This is a genomic window from Glutamicibacter sp. HZAU, from assembly GCF_004100365.1.
GTDB classification, from domain to species: Bacteria; Actinomycetota; Actinomycetes; order Actinomycetales; family Micrococcaceae; genus Glutamicibacter; species Glutamicibacter nicotianae.
Window position 1 is genome coordinate 362594 of record NZ_SCKZ01000002.1, and the last position, 13914, is coordinate 376507.

Sequence of the window (13914 nt, forward strand, 5' to 3'; positions counted from 1 at the left end):
GCGCGCAAGTTGCCAGCAAGTTGTGCGGAACCATGCACCAAGATTCGAGTCAACACAACCGTTGGGGCAATGGACGCGGTGGCCTTGGCTGCGGCTTTGCGTAGCTGCATGACCAATGGCGCCAAGTCCAAGGTGCTGGAGGGGTTCACCGGCCCGCGGCAAGCCGACCGACGCCAAGAGCCCCAGCCGGTGCCTGTGATCCTTTCCGGACCACGGACACCTGCTGGGGCTCAAGACCGTTGCGCCACATGGCCAGTAGCTAAACCGCCAGCTTCCGGCGGATAAAGCCCGATGCCTGGTCAACCACGATGATCAAGATCAGGACGATGATGATGTGCGTGAGCATCGTATCGAACTGGAAGGACTTGATCGCCTGGTTGATGAGCAGGCCGATGCCGCCGGCACCAACCAGGCCCAGGACCAGCGAGGAACGGACATTCACATCGAAGCGGTACAGCAGCAGGCCAACGAACTGCGGGATGACCAGAGGCAATGATCCATGAGCCAACTGCTGCAGCCGTGATGCGCCGGTGGTGGACAGAGCCTCTTGCGGTCCTTGGTCGGTTTCTTCCAGGGACTCGGCCCAGAGCTTTCCCATCACGCCGGTGTTGTGGCAGATCAACGCCAGCACGCCGGCGAACGGACCCAGTCCCACCGCGGTGACGAAGATCAGCGCAAAGACGATATCGGGGACCGCGCGGAAGAACGACAGGATGCTGCGTGCCGTTTGGTAGGCCAGCGGATGCGGCGTCGTCGTCCGGCAGGCCAGCACTGCGAGCACCAAGGCCGTGGGAATGGAGAGGGTGGTGCCCAGCAGGCCGATCCACAAGGTGACCAGCGTGGCCTCCAGGCCGGGGCGGATGACCTTGTCCCAGCTCAGGTCCGGTGGGAATGCATCGCTGATGAATCGTGCCATCCCGCGCCAGCCGTCCACCAGCAGCGCCGGATCGAAATCAGTTCCGGTGATGGCCAGATAATGAAGGACGGCAATGACGGCGATTCCGGTCGCCCAGAGGGTGCGTCGTGCTGTCTTGTGCGGGTCCTTGGGCAGTGCCGGCGCGATCTTTGCCGCGGTGATGTGCGTAGTGCTTTCCACTGCCTGCTCCTTGACGCTGCTTGGGGTATGGAGACTCATGCTGCAATCCTCTCGGGAGAGTAGAGAACGTCGAGGAAGTCGTCACCGAGATTCTGGATCGGACCGTCGAAGGCGATGCGCCCGTGCAGCAGCCCGATGGCGCGGTCTGCGTACCTCTGGGCAAGTTCTGGCTGGTGCAAAACCGCCGCAACTGCAAGATTTTCTTCGTGCGCCAGGGTAGCGAGCAATTCCATGATGTTCTCGGCCGCATGCGGGTCCAGCGCGGAAACCGGCTCATCGGCAAGCAGCACTGAAGCGCGCTGGCACAGCGCCCGGGCGACGGCTACACGCTGCTGCTGTCCGCCAGAAAGGCGTCCGACCTTGTCCAGCGCCCGGTCAGCCATGCCGACCCGGTCCAGGCAGGCCATTGCTTCTTCGCGCAGTTCGCGCGAGAAGAATGCGGGGGAGAGCGAACCGAAGCCGGAGACGCGGGACAGGGCGCCAGCGGAGACATTGTCCAGCGCAGTACGGCGGGGCACCAGATGGATCTTCTGGAACACCATGGCTGCCCGGGATCGTGCACGGGTTAGGTCTCGTCCATGCAGATCAGCGAGGTGGACGCCATCCAATTCGATGCTGCCCGTATCCGGAGTGGTCAATCCGGCGACGCACTTGAGGGTGGTGGATTTTCCGGAGCCGTTGGCGCCCAGGAAGGCTACGAGCTCGCCGCGGTTGACGGAGAAATCGACGTCGTCAAGCACACGGCGCTGGTTGTAGGACTTGGCCAGGGACTTCACGGAGAGAGCCGGGCCGGCATTCTGCGTAGTGTTCATGGCTAGATGTCATCCTCGGTGAGGCCCATTTTGGACGCCAGGTCGAACAGCGGTGCGTAGGTTTCCTTGGTGACTTCCAGCAGCGGGCCTGGAGGGGTGACATCAAGGAACGCGCCGACCTGGGCGATGTCTTCCTTGGACAGGTTCAGCAGCGCATCCTTGACGGCCTTCTTCAATTCAGGGTCGGCATCGGCGCTGATAGTGATCGGGTCGTTCGGGATGGGATCCGACGTCCAGATCTGCCGGTAGTCCTCTGGGTTGAAGCTGCCTTCTTCTTCGGCGACGGCCTGGGTCTGCGAGTTGAGCTGGGCTGCGTCGACGGTTCCGTTGGTCAGTGCGAGCAATGCTTCGGGATGGCCACCTGAATAGTTCAAATTGATCTCGGACTCGGGAATGCCAGCAGTCTTCAGCGCGTAGCGCGGCAGGACATCTCCGGACGTCGAACCCACGCCGCCCAATGCGAAGTCCTTTCCACGCAGATCCTCGAGGGTCTTGATTTCTGAATCCTTCGCCACCCAGATGCCGCCGGTGTAGGTGCTGAGCTCGCCCTCGGCGGTGCCGAAGGACACCAGCGGTTCAGCGCCCGCCTGCTGGCTGGCGAACACGTATCCCACGGGTCCGAACTGGCCCAGATCCAGTTTTCCATTGCGCATTGCCAGTACTTCTGCGGCGTAGTCCTCGACGACCAGCATCTCGACTTCGCAGCCGAGTTCGCGTTCCAACGCGTCGGCAAGCACGCCGTAGGCTGGTTCCAGCTTGGCAGGGGCCTCGTACGGCTCGATGCCGAAATTGATCGGACCGTCGGCGCAGAACGCTGGAGCCGCGGAATTGGCCTGCTCATCTGCTTGCGCGGACCCGCAGGCGGTGAGGGCCAGCAGGCCCAGCGAAATGGCAGAGAATTTGATCATGGAAGAGATCTTCATGGTGTGCTCCAAAGTGTTCTGTAGCTGAGTTAGGCGTTGATCGGGGAAGCGATTGCCGGGATGGCGATTTCGTTGACGTTCTTATCGGCCAGGCCGAAGGACAGGGTCATGCCGACACCTGCGGTGACGGAGACGATGGTGATGGCGTCGGCAACATTGCGGATTAGCAGGGGAGCGACAGCACTGGACGCGTAGATTCCTTGCCAACGTTCAATGACTTTCAGCTCGGTGCCCTGCAGGTAGCCGGCGATGGCCGAGTGCAAGGTTTCCGAGGTCGATTCCTTGAGGAAGGGCGCTTGGGTTGCGGCGTAGCTGTGCGAATCGCCCATGAGCAGGGTGCCGTCGGGCCGCTGGGTGAACATGACGTTCGCCTGGATGCTCAGCAGCTCTGGGTGCTCGGCGAGAACTTCAGCCTGCAGGGCCTGGGCCGCTGGCACTTCGGTGAAGGCTTCGTAGCGCAGCATGGAGGTGGCGGTGAGCACGGCTGGCTTCACCTCCAGATCCTCGGATGCTTCTGCGCGGAGCATCTGCAGTGCGCAGCGGGTGATCTGGTGATCTTGCGCGATCTGCGGGAAGAGGTAGTCGACATCGTGCCCGACGCAGATGAACACCTGGTCGGCCTCGAAGCTGCCGCGATTGGTGTGCACGCTGGCACGGCGTTGCTTGCCGGCACCGAATCCCAAGGCGCTGGTGTTGAACTGGACGCTGCCAGCAACGTGGGCATCAACCCACTGGGCCAGCTTGGCTACCGTGGTGCGCGGATCGACCCGGAGATCATCACGCAGGAACGCTCCGCCGAGGATGCCTTCGGTGCTTTCGCGTCCGAGCTGTTCGGCGACGTCCTGCGCGTTGAGCATTTCGACCTGGCCGGTGACGCGGCGCGCTGACAGCTCGCGCAGCACCTGCAATTCTGTTTCCGTCGTGGCCACCACAACGGCACCCGATTCGACGGCCCAGAAACCGGCACGTTCAGCGTAGTCGAGCCATAAGGGACGGCCCGACTGCGCGAGGTCGTAGAGTTCTCCGGACTGTGCGGTGATGCAGCAGTGGCCGAAGTTGCGGACCGATGCACCGACGGCCTCATGGTCGCGGTCGATGACGATGACGGACAGGCCTGCGTCCAGGGAACGGGCGGCATGGGCCATGCCGACAATGCCTGCGCCGATAACCAGCACGTCTGCCTGGTTAGTGCCTGGTTGGGTTTGCGGGGAAGTTTTTTCGTTGCTCACGACAGTGATCATCCATGCTCGAAAGACAGGGAATCAAGCCAGATCTGCACTTGTCTGGACAAGTTTTCCAAGTGTTCAGAATGAGGCCCGTTCGTTCATATTCAGTTCACCAAAATGTCACATGAATCGCTGATTTATCGGTGAACCGGCTTGTATGATCAAGTGGTGATGGAGAACAAGAAGCAACCCAAGTACCAAGCTCTCACCACCTGGTTGCGGCAGGAAATCGCGGCCGGCACCTGGCATGAAGGAGATGTCCTGCCCAGCGAGTCCGAGCTCTGCGCACGGGCTAATGCCTCGCGCGGCACGGTTCGGCATGCACTCGCCCAGTTGCGATCGGAGGGACTCATCGCCGGTGGGCAAGGCAAGCCGCCTATCGTGGCGCAGCAGGTTCAATCCCAATCGTTCACCACGTTCATGTCCTTCACTGACTGGGCGCGTTCCATCGGCTTGGAAGCTGGGCAAGACACCAGGGAACTGGCGCAGCGCCGGCCCGAAGCCTTCGTATCCGAGCGGCTTGAACTCGACGAAGACGCCAAGGTGGTGCAGCTCCTGCGCCTGCGTTTGCTCGACGGGAGCCCGGCGATGCTGGAGCGGACCAGCTTTCCGCAAGAAGTTGGCCGGTTGCTCTTCGACTTCGATACGGATAGCGGGTCGATTTTCGAGTACCTGCGCGAACAAGGGGTTGACCTTTACCGCGGAAAGCACACCATTGATGCGGTGGCGGCCGATGAAGTGGACGCGCAGCTGCTCGGCGTGCCCGTCGGCGCCCCTCTGCTGCGCGAGCAGCGCGTGACGTCTTCCAAATCGGGGCAGAAACTCGAGTTCTCCGATGACCGGTATCTGCCCCACCTTGCCAACTTCACCATTGAAAACACCAGTGAGCAGCGTGCCTCATTAAGCCGTGTGCGAAGCATTGCTGGCTGAAACAGAAAACACGACGAAAAGAGAAGAAATGTTTGAACTCATCGCCTGCGATATGGCTGGAACGACCATTGACGAGCATGCCGACGTCTACCGGGCACTGGAGAATGCTGTGCGCGAATTCGGCGTCGAGGTCAGGGAAGAAGACCTGCAGCATTGGATGGGCGCCGAAAAGAAGGAAGCGATCAAGGCGCTGATTGAACTCGGTGGCGGCAGCGCGAGCGATGAGCAGGTTCAAGCGCAATTCGACCATTTCCGCGAGCTGCTGCTCGGTTATTACCAGGAGAACCCACCCGTTGCCCTGCCAGGAGTCGTCGAAGCGCTGCAGCACTTGGCTGCCAGTGGCACGAAGACCGCATTGACCACGGGTTTCTCACGCGATGTCGCCGATATCATCCTTGACGGCCTGGGCTGGAAGGTGGGTCCTGGCGAGCTTCTGGATGCTGTGGTTGCCGGGGATGAAACCGCCGCCGGGCGCCCCGCTCCGTACATGATCCATCGCGCCATGGAACTGACCGGAGTCCGCGATGTAGCCAAGGTCGTTGCCGCCGGGGATACCGCCAATGATTTGCTGGCCGCCCATCATGCGGGAGTCCATGGGATCGGCGTGCTTACCGGCAAACTGGGCCGCGAGGACCTGGAGCGGCACCCGCATGCCGCCATTCTCGAGTCGGTCGCAGAGCTGCCAGAGTATCTTGCGGCCATCGAGTCCGAGGCTGCCTAGTCCCTTGTGAAAATTTTGCAATGCGGAAGATATGTTTCGTTTTGGCATGGAATGAGGGATAAGCTGGGCTCTAGTTGGAACATCCCATTGAGATGAAAGAGAGTCGTCATGAGCAAGACTGTTCTTCAGCGCCACCTATTCGGACCAGGCCCATGCAACCCGTATCCAGAAGCCACGGCGGCACTCGGCCTGCCTCTGCTGGGGCACCTGGATCCGGAGTTCATCGCACGCATGGACCGCGTTGCCGATGGCTTGCGCACTCTCTGGGGAACCAAGAACTCACGTACGCTGCCTTTGAGCGCCACGGGATCAGCCGGCATGGAAGCCGCTTTCGTCAACACCATTAATCCGGGCGACGTGGCGGTCATTGCCATCAACGGCTTGTTCGGCGAGCGCATGTGCGAAGTTGCTTCGCGCGCTGGCGCAGAAGTGGTCCGCGTAGAGCATGAATACGGAACTCCAATTGATGCCGAGCGTGTTGCCGCGGCGCACCCGAACCCAACCGTTATTGCCGGCGTGCATGCCGAAACCAGTACCGGCGTTGTTTCCGATATTGCCGCGCTGGGAGCGATCAAGGGCGACGCCCTGCTGATCACCGATGCAGTGACCTCCATTGGCGGCATGCCAGTGCTGGCAGATGAATGGGGCATCGACGTCGGCTATGCAGGCACGCAGAAATGCCTCGGCGTGGCTCCCGGCCTGGCGCCATTCACGATTTCGGACCGCGCTTTCGAACGCCGGGTACAGAAGCCTCAGTCCTGGTACCTAGATCTGGGCTTGCTCGGCGGCTACGCCACCGGTTCTACCGGCGGCCAACGCACCTACCACCACACCGCACCGGTCGCGATGGTTGCTTCGCTGGAAGCAGGCATCGACCGGATCATGGCCGAAGGCCTGGAAGCGGTGACTGCACGCCACCAGGAAGCTGGCGGGTTGCTGCAAGCCGGCTTGCAGGACATGGGCTTGGAGCTCTTTGCCCAGGAAGGGTACCGCCTGCCGCAGCTGACCACCGTCTACGTTCCTGAAGGCGTTGACTCGGCGAAGGTCCGCGGCTACCTGCTTGACCGCTTCAATATTGAAATTGGCGGCGGCGTGGGCAAGTACGCGAGCACCGTGTGGCGCATCGGCATGATGGGCCCCAATGCGAATCCGGGGTCGGTGGCGTTGCTGCTGTCCGCGCTGAAGGAAGCGATCGCCAAGGCCTGATCGCCCACTTTTGCTGTCGAGGGACCCGCCGGGATTTGTCCGGGCGGGTCCCTCGACCTTTTCGCGGATGCTTGCCGCGTCTTCTTCCGTACTCGCCGTTCTGGATTCGGGCAGTGGGCAGATATGCTCAAGACCATGACTGGTGTGATTTCACTGCAACGAATGCTGACCGTGCGAATCGAACTTGTCGGGTCCGACCCGTTGATCTGGCGCACCATGGACATGGACGACAGCCTCATGCTCGACGAGGCGGGACTGGCCCTGCAGTGCGCGATGGGCTGGGAGCACGCGCACCTGCAGGCCTTCCACAGCATCAACCCGCATCTCCGATCGCGCACCGACGAGGCCATCACCTGGTACGAGGAACAGAGCCGGCTGGAGATCGGACTGGGCGAAGCCCAGGAGACCACCACCCTGGGCCAGGCGCTCAAGGCGGCCGAAGGTGAACTCTACTTCGAATACGACTTCGGCGACGGCTGGATGCACAAGATCACGGTGGTATCGCAGCACGCCAAGGCGGCTGGCGATCCGCCCTACCGGGTCGTGGACGGCGAGCTGCGTGCCCCGCTGGAGGATAGCGGCGGAATCCACGGCTGGTACGAGAAGCTGGGCATCTTCAACGGCAATCCAGCGCCCGACAGCTGGGAAGACCTCGAGGACGATGAAGCGGAGCAGATCATCGCCTGGATGCACTGGCGCGGTGGGCGCTGGAATCCGTTCAATCCCGGAGTCTTCGATGCCGAAGTAGCCGGTCGGCGCTTGGAACTGCTCGCCGCCCAGGGCGCCGGCGTCAATGGCCTGGGCCGTTGGTTCGAGTCGATGGATCCGGAGTTGCGCCTGGCCATGTCCGTACCTGCCGCCCAAATCGGCCTGGGCTTGCAGCCGGCCGGCGGGCCGCCGCCGTCCTGGTTCATTCAACTGGTGCGGCCCTTCACGGTGCTCGCCGAGCTGTGCAGCGACGGGCTGATTCTCACCAAGGCTGGCTGGATGCCGCCGAAGGTTGTCGGCGATCTCGTGGAACGTTCAGACCTGGAAGGCATCGACTTCGAAAGCGGGTCCTCCAAGCGCGAAAACAACATGCTGACCGTGGCCAGGATTCGCGAAGCTGCGCAGCGCATGGGGCTTCTGCGCAAGGCCAAGGGAGTGCTCACCACCACCCAGCGTGGGCGCAAGCTCATGGATGATCCAACGGCGTTGGCGGAGCATATGGCCTCGCGCCTGGCACAGTACAAGGGCAATGATGTTCGGGACCGGAACATCGAGTGCGACTCGACGTTCGCCGGGTGGTTCATCCGCGCCGGTGGGTACATCCCGGATCGCATGCAACGCCACTCGGCGCAGCCGGAGTTCTTCTTGGACAGGTCCGAGATCCTGGAAATTTTCGGCTACTGGGACCCGAACCAGCAACGCCCGGTCAACGGCGAATCGTGGCTGCCCAGCGTCGAAGAGTGGTACCTGGTCGAACGGCTGTTGGAGTACCGGCTGCACCGGGAGGACAAGAAGGAAGAGCTCAACCCGCGGCTGGCCGAGCTGTCCCGCTACCTGCTGCAGCACTAGAAGCACGCGGGAGCATCAGGTGCTCCGCCCGTGCGGCTGGGAATGCCTGCTAATCCAGCTGGTGCGCCACGTGGGCAAAATCCATGCGGGGCACCAGACCTCGGGCTTCGAGCCGGGCGATGCCGCCGATGGGGATGGTGAACATCGGCGAGGTATGCCCGAAGTCGAGGTTGGCGACCACCGGCACGGTGGAGAGCAACGGATGCTTGGCAACGATTTGTTCCAGCAGGTCACGCGAAATGCTGGATTCGAGCTGGAATCGGCCGATGGCAAGGCCGCGGATGTTCTCGGCTCCAGGAATCTGCAGCAGCGAGGCAAGGCTGCGCGCGAATTCGTGGACGTCTGCGGCGTCGTCGTCCTCGACAAACAGCACAGCCCCGTCCAAGGGCGGCATGAACTCGGTTCCCTGCAGCAGCCTCAGCGTGCCCAGATTCCCGCCGATCACCATGCCCGTGGCAGCGCCTTCGTTCAGGATCCATGGTCCGCTGGTTGCGTTGGCGGTGCGATTGTCCTGGTCCATGAACCACAGGTCGTCGGTGAATTCAGTGGCGTGCTCGATGCTCCATGCATGCTCGTGGGTTGCGGCCCGGAACCACTGGCCGGTCGGCTCGAAATGATCGCGCATGCCAAAGCTGGACCAATGCGCGCCGACGTAGGTCACTAACCCGGTCTTGGCGTGGACGGCGTTGGCCAGGGCGGTGAAATCCGAGTAGCCGCAGAAGACCTTGGGGTTGGCGGCAATGAGCTCCCAGTCGAGGTGGGGGAGCAGTTCGTTGGAATTGAAGCCGCCAATGACCGAGATGATCCCGGCGACAGATGCATCGGCAAATGCGGCGTGCAGATCGGCCACGCGCGATGGAATGGACGAGCTGTCGAAATCGTCATTCTCATCCACGTGCTCGCCGAATTCCAGCTTGAACCCCATGGCATCGAAGCGTTCATTGACCCACTGCGTATTGTCGAATTCCATCACGAAGGTGCGGGAACACGAGGGCGCGATGACCCTGACGGCGTCTCCGGCTTGCATTCGGGCAGGGATGACGGTCGGCTTCAGTGGGCTTGGCATTCCACCAGTCTAGGCCCTGGCGTAGCTTGGGAGAATAGCTGCAGTGACTGTTCGGGAATTGTTGGCGAAATTTTTTGCAACAAATGATGATATTCCGCTCCAGCTACTGTGCGATTCCTGAGAAATTCGATAGCGTGGGCGTGACAGCACGATTTCTCTAAAGAAAGCAGGAAATACGGTGAAGTCCCTCTTCGACTTGGATTTCAGGCAGTTCATCACGCCATCGATCATCAAGATCGTCTACATCTTGATCATGGTCCTGTTGGCTATCGGCTACCTCGGACTGGTGATTACCGGGTTCATGGCTGACGCGATGCTCGGCTTCCTGATGCTCTTGATCGTCGGTCCATTGGTGTCCCTGGTCTACTTGGTTCTGGTCCGTGCAAGCCTCGAATCCTTGCTGGCGCAGATCCGCACCGCGGAGAACACCACTGAACTGGTTCGCCTGGCCGGTGGCATCCCGCCGGCAGACGGCGGCTACCGCCCGCACCCGGGCAATCCTCCGGCTCCGCAGCAGCCGCAGGATCCAACTGCCAATGGCGGCAACAACACTCCGCCAGCCAACCCCTACCAGAAGTAGGGACAACGGCCGATGGCCCGCACCACTGGTGCGGGCCATCGGCCGTTTCGCGCGAAGGACTGGCAGGATTACCAGTCGCTGGATGCTTTCAGCGAGAGCACCGGGCAGGAGGCCTGGAGCAGGATCCGTTGCGCGTTGCTCCCCATGAGGAACTTGCCCATGGCCGTGCGCTTGCGCAGACCGATCACGATCAGCTCGGCACGTTGCGCCTCGGCGATGTGCAGGATCTGGTCTGCCGCATCGGCTCCCTGGGAATGGCGTTCGATCCAGAAATCGATGCCTGCCTCAGCAAGCCGGGCTTCCAGCTCGTGATACTGCTTCGCATCAATGAGCCTGTCGTCCACCAGCTGGTCGCCTTTGGAGGAGTTCACCACGATCAATCGCGCCTCGTTGCGCCTAGCCTCGATGATCGCCCGTTCCAGGGCGGCTTCGCCTTCAGGCGAGGGGATGTAGCCCACAACGATCGTCATGATTCATTCCTTCCAGCACCCTGGTTGTGCTCATTGCGGTGGGCAGGCTCTGCCAGCTCGGTCTGGTCGCCGCCAGCTGAGTTCTCGCCCAGCAGGGCTTCTGCAGCGTCCGATCCGGTTCCGCGCTTGCGGCGGATGATGGAGATCAGCACCGGCAGCAGGAGCAGGATCGCGATGAGCACGTAGATGCCCACGGCCAGCGGCTCGCTCCACAGCCCCGAGACCTCGCCGGCACTGAGCTGGAAGGTCTTGCGCAGCTGTTCCTCGGCCATCGGGCCGATGATCACGCCGAGGATCAGCGGAAGCACCGGGAGGCCGAAGCGGCGCAAGGCGAAGCCCAGCAAGCCGATGATCAGCAGCAGCCAGAGGTCGGCGACCTGCATGTTCACCGAGAACGCACCCAGCGTAGCGAAGAACAAGATGCCCGCATACAGGTAGGGGCGCGGGATCTTCAGCAACTTAGCCCATAGCGGTGCCAACGGCAGGTTGATCAGCAGCAGCAGCGTGTTGCCGATGAACAAGCTGGCAATCAGCGCCCACACCAAGTCGGGTTCATTCTCGAAGAGCAGCGGACCGGGCTGGATGCCCTTCATGGTCAAGAACGCCAGCATCACCGCAGCGGTGGCGTTGGTGGGCAGGCCGAGAGCCAGCATCGGGGTCAGGGTGCCAGCGGCCGAGGCGTTGTTCGCCGCTTCAGGGCCGGCAACGCCCTCGATGGCGCCGTGGCCAAACTCCTCCGGATGCTTGGAGAGCTTCTTCTCGGTGACGTAGGAGAGGAAGGTCGGAACTTCGGCACCGCCGGCAGGCAGCGCGCCGAAGGGGAACCCGTAGGCGGTTCCGCGAAGCCAGGGCTTCCACGAACGCTTCCAGTCTTCCTTGCCCATCCACGGGGCACCCACCGGAATGGTGCGTGCAGGGCTGGTGCGCAGGTGCGCGGCAATCCACAGCGCCTCGCCAATGGCGAAGATCGCCACGGCGACCACCACGATGTCCATGCCGTCGACCAGTGGCGCGAAGCCGAAGGTCAGGCGGCTCTGCCCGGAGACCGGGTCCATGCCGACCAAGCCAATGGCCAAACCCAGGCCCAAGGCGGCGAAACCGCGGACCTTGGAAGAACCCAGCACCGCGGTCACGGTGACCAAAGCGAGGACCATGATTGCGAAGTAGCTCGGTGCGCCCAGGCTCACCGCGAACTTCACGACGATCGGGGCAACTGTCACCAGCAGCGCGGTGCCGATGGTGCCGGCAACGAACGAGCCGATGGCCGCGGTGGCCAGAGCTTGCGCCGCCCGGCCCGCCTTGGCCATCTTGTGGCCTTCGATGGCGGTGATGACTGTCGCGGATTCGCCAGGGGTATTGAGCAGGATCGAGGTGGTCGACCCGCCGTACATCCCGCCGTAGTAGATGCCCGCGAACATGATCAGGGCGCTGGAGGTTTCCATGCCGAAGGTCAGGGGCAGCAGCAAGGCCACGGCCATGGCCGGGCCGATGCCCGGCAGCACGCCGACAGCGGTGCCCAGGAGGGCTCCGGCGAAGGCGAAGAGCAGGTTGATCGGGGTCAGCGCCGAGGCGAAGCCGCCCATCAAGAGGTCAAGAGTTTCCACTTACAGCACCCCCGAGAGGATTCCGGCCGGAAGCTTGATGCCCAGGCCAAGGTAGAAGCCGTAGAAGGAACCGAGAGCCAGTGCGAGGGAAATGACCAGGGTCAAAACCCAGCGCCGGGCGCCCAGGCAGGTCGCCGCACCGAAGAACATGATGGTTCCCGAGATGACCCAGCCGGCCCAGTTCACGATCAGCAGGTTCAGCACGAAGACGCCGATCAGCGGCAGCAGGACCTTCCAGTCCGAGGGCTGGCTCAGATCCACGTCTTCGCCTTCTTCGCCCTCGGCGAGGTTTCCGCGCATCACGGTGATGGCCAAGGCAATGGCTGAAAGTACGAGAATGCCCGAGACGACGTAGGGCAGGGCCTTGGGGCCGACCACGTCTGCTTGGGAGTACGTCACATGCAGCTGCGACGCATCAACAAACACGATGATTCCGACGAGAAGAAGAAACGCGGCGAACAGGAGTTCGACGCGTTTCTTCTTTGCGGTGCTTACCTCGCTCACGCCAGACCCAGGGTCTTCAGGACGCTGGCAACGCGCTCGTCCTGCTCGGTGAGGAAGGCGGAGAACTCATCGCCGGTCATGAAGGCGTCGCTCCAGCCGTTGGTCTTCAAGGCTTCCTGCCATTCGGCCGAATCATGCATTTCGGTGATCAGGTTGACCCACTTGGCCTTGTCCTCCTCGGAGATCTCCGGTGGAGCCACCAAGCCGCGCCAGTTGGAGAACACCAGGTCGATGCCTGATTCCTTCAGGGTTGGCGCGTCCACGCCTTCGAGGCGCTCTTCGCCGCTGGTGGCCAGCACGCGCACGGAGCCCTCTTCGATCTGCTGCATGTACTCGCCGGCACCGGAGGCCGCGAAGGCCAGCTTGTTGCCCAGGATGGCAGGCAGCAAATCGCCGCCGCCGTCGTAGGATACGAAGTTCACGTCCTTGGGATCAATGCCCACGGCTTCGGCCAGCTGCATCGGCAGCAGATGGTCAGGTCCGCCAGGGGAGGAGCCGCCCCCGACCGAGAGCTTGCTCGGATCCTCCTTCCAGGCCTTCACCAAGTCGTCGATGGTCTTGTATGGCGAATCCTTGGACACCATGATCGCTCCGGGCTCTTCGATGAGCTTGGCAATCGGCGTGGTATCGGTCAGCTTGGCGTCGGTTTCGTTGGTGTAGCTGGCACCGACCACGCCCAGGCCCATGAGCATGGCCAAATCGCCATTGCCCTTCTCGTTGACAATGCGCGCCAGGCCGACGGTACCGCCGGCACCTGCAAGGTTGAAGACTTCTGGGTTGCTGGCCAGCGACGCGTCATCCATCACCTTGGCAGCAACGCGAGCGGTGGTGTCGTAGCCGCCGCCTGGGGTGTTCGGCACCATGATGCGAAGGTTCGCGATTGGGCCCTTGGACTCTGCAGCGTCGGTGCTGGAGGTCTCGGAGGTCACGCCGCAGCCGGTGGCGGTCAGTGCAAGCGCGGCAGCCGCGGCCAGCGCCGTCAGCGCACGGAAGGACTTGAATGGTTTCATGTTGACTCAGCCTCTTTGCTTTCATCGGGGTTGCGAGTGATTCCAACCTATGCGCGATGGTGAATCAGGTCACTCTTGCGTACTCAAAGAAAATACTGTTCATTGTGTAACCGGAAATTGTGATCTGAACCATTCAAATCTTCGGTAAGGTAGCACAGTGCCAGCTGCAAGCCGCCCAGCGGGGGTTTGCCGTGGGCGCAGTGGAATTC

The 13914-nt window shown here is 62.2% G+C and carries 14 protein-coding genes; 5 read left to right on the forward strand and 9 right to left on the reverse strand.

Annotated features, from left to right (window positions below; translation table 11 throughout):
- Positions 1–259: 259 nt before the first annotated feature.
- From phnE to EKH49_RS04290, 4 genes are read right to left on the reverse strand one after another with little or no spacing between them, the layout of a single operon-like run.
- The gene (gene phnE, locus EKH49_RS04275; RefSeq protein ID WP_083515484.1) at positions 260–1135 is read right to left on the reverse strand and encodes a phosphonate ABC transporter, permease protein PhnE; all 876 of its coding nucleotides are present in this window, start codon (positions 1133–1135) and stop codon (positions 260–262) included.
- Positions 1132–1908 carry a phosphonate ABC transporter ATP-binding protein gene (locus tag EKH49_RS04280; protein WP_128469838.1) on the reverse strand — a complete coding sequence of 259 codons (777 nt, stop codon included), beginning with the start codon at positions 1906–1908 and terminating at the stop codon, positions 1132–1134. Before EKH49_RS04280 ends, phnE begins: the two co-directional genes overlap by 4 nt.
- Before the next feature lie 2 nt (positions 1909–1910).
- Positions 1911–2831: a phosphate/phosphite/phosphonate ABC transporter substrate-binding protein gene (locus tag EKH49_RS04285; protein ID WP_128469839.1), complete on the reverse strand. Its 921-nt coding sequence runs from the start codon at positions 2829–2831 to the stop codon at positions 1911–1913.
- A 29-nt stretch (positions 2832–2860) separates the two neighbouring features.
- Positions 2861–4060, reverse strand: coding sequence for a TIGR03364 family FAD-dependent oxidoreductase (locus EKH49_RS04290; RefSeq protein WP_236641029.1), 1200 nt, complete (start codon positions 4058–4060; stop codon positions 2861–2863).
- A 168-nt stretch (positions 4061–4228) separates the two neighbouring features.
- Between EKH49_RS04290 and EKH49_RS04295 the strand changes: the two genes are divergently transcribed.
- From EKH49_RS04295 to EKH49_RS04310, 4 genes are all read left to right on the forward strand, one after another.
- The gene (locus EKH49_RS04295; RefSeq protein ID WP_128469915.1) at positions 4229–4987 is read left to right on the forward strand and encodes a GntR family transcriptional regulator; all 759 of its coding nucleotides are present in this window, start codon (positions 4229–4231) and stop codon (positions 4985–4987) included.
- Positions 4988–5015: 28 nt separating this feature from the next.
- Positions 5016–5708 carry a phosphonatase-like hydrolase gene (locus tag EKH49_RS04300; protein WP_128469841.1) on the forward strand — a complete coding sequence of 231 codons (693 nt, stop codon included), beginning with the start codon at positions 5016–5018 and terminating at the stop codon, positions 5706–5708.
- Positions 5709–5816: 108 nt separating this feature from the next.
- Entirely contained in the window at positions 5817–6914 is a 1098-nt protein-coding gene (locus EKH49_RS04305) for a pyridoxal-phosphate-dependent aminotransferase family protein (protein ID WP_128469842.1), read from the forward strand.
- Between the two features lie 171 nt (positions 6915–7085).
- On the forward strand, positions 7086–8471 hold the full coding sequence (locus EKH49_RS04310; RefSeq protein ID WP_161567443.1) for a plasmid pRiA4b ORF-3 family protein: 1386 nt from the start codon (positions 7086–7088) through the stop codon (positions 8469–8471).
- Positions 8472–8520: 49 nt separating this feature from the next.
- Here the strand turns inward: EKH49_RS04310 and EKH49_RS04315 are convergent, their stop codons facing one another.
- Positions 8521–9537 (reverse strand): S66 family peptidase, encoded by a 1017-nt coding sequence (locus EKH49_RS04315; protein WP_128469844.1) that lies wholly within the window; start codon positions 9535–9537, stop codon positions 8521–8523.
- 178 nt (positions 9538–9715) lie between these two features.
- On the opposite strand from EKH49_RS04315, the gene EKH49_RS04320 reads away from it, so the two are divergent.
- Positions 9716–10117, forward strand: coding sequence for a DUF4282 domain-containing protein (locus EKH49_RS04320; protein ID WP_038989647.1), 402 nt, complete (start codon positions 9716–9718; stop codon positions 10115–10117).
- Between the two features lie 68 nt (positions 10118–10185).
- Here the strand turns inward: EKH49_RS04320 and EKH49_RS04325 are convergent, their stop codons facing one another.
- The 4 genes from EKH49_RS04325 to EKH49_RS04340 are packed head-to-tail and all read right to left on the reverse strand — an operon-like array spanning position 10186 to position 13705.
- Positions 10186–10587: a universal stress protein gene (locus EKH49_RS04325; RefSeq protein ID WP_073706764.1), complete on the reverse strand. Its 402-nt coding sequence runs from the start codon at positions 10585–10587 to the stop codon at positions 10186–10188.
- Positions 10584–12170, reverse strand: a complete 1587-nt coding sequence (locus EKH49_RS04330; RefSeq protein WP_128469916.1) for a tripartite tricarboxylate transporter permease — start codon at positions 12168–12170, stop codon at positions 10584–10586. The genes EKH49_RS04325 and EKH49_RS04330 overlap by 4 nt, the downstream gene beginning before the upstream one ends.
- A gap of 21 nt (positions 12171–12191) precedes the next feature.
- Entirely contained in the window at positions 12192–12695 is a 504-nt protein-coding gene (locus EKH49_RS04335; RefSeq protein WP_038989643.1) for a tripartite tricarboxylate transporter TctB family protein, read from the reverse strand.
- A complete protein-coding gene (locus tag EKH49_RS04340; RefSeq protein WP_128469845.1) occupies positions 12692–13705 on the reverse strand; it encodes a Bug family tripartite tricarboxylate transporter substrate binding protein in 1014 nt (337 codons plus the stop codon). The genes EKH49_RS04335 and EKH49_RS04340 overlap by 4 nt, the downstream gene beginning before the upstream one ends.
- Between the last annotated feature and the right edge of the window lie 209 nt (positions 13706–13914).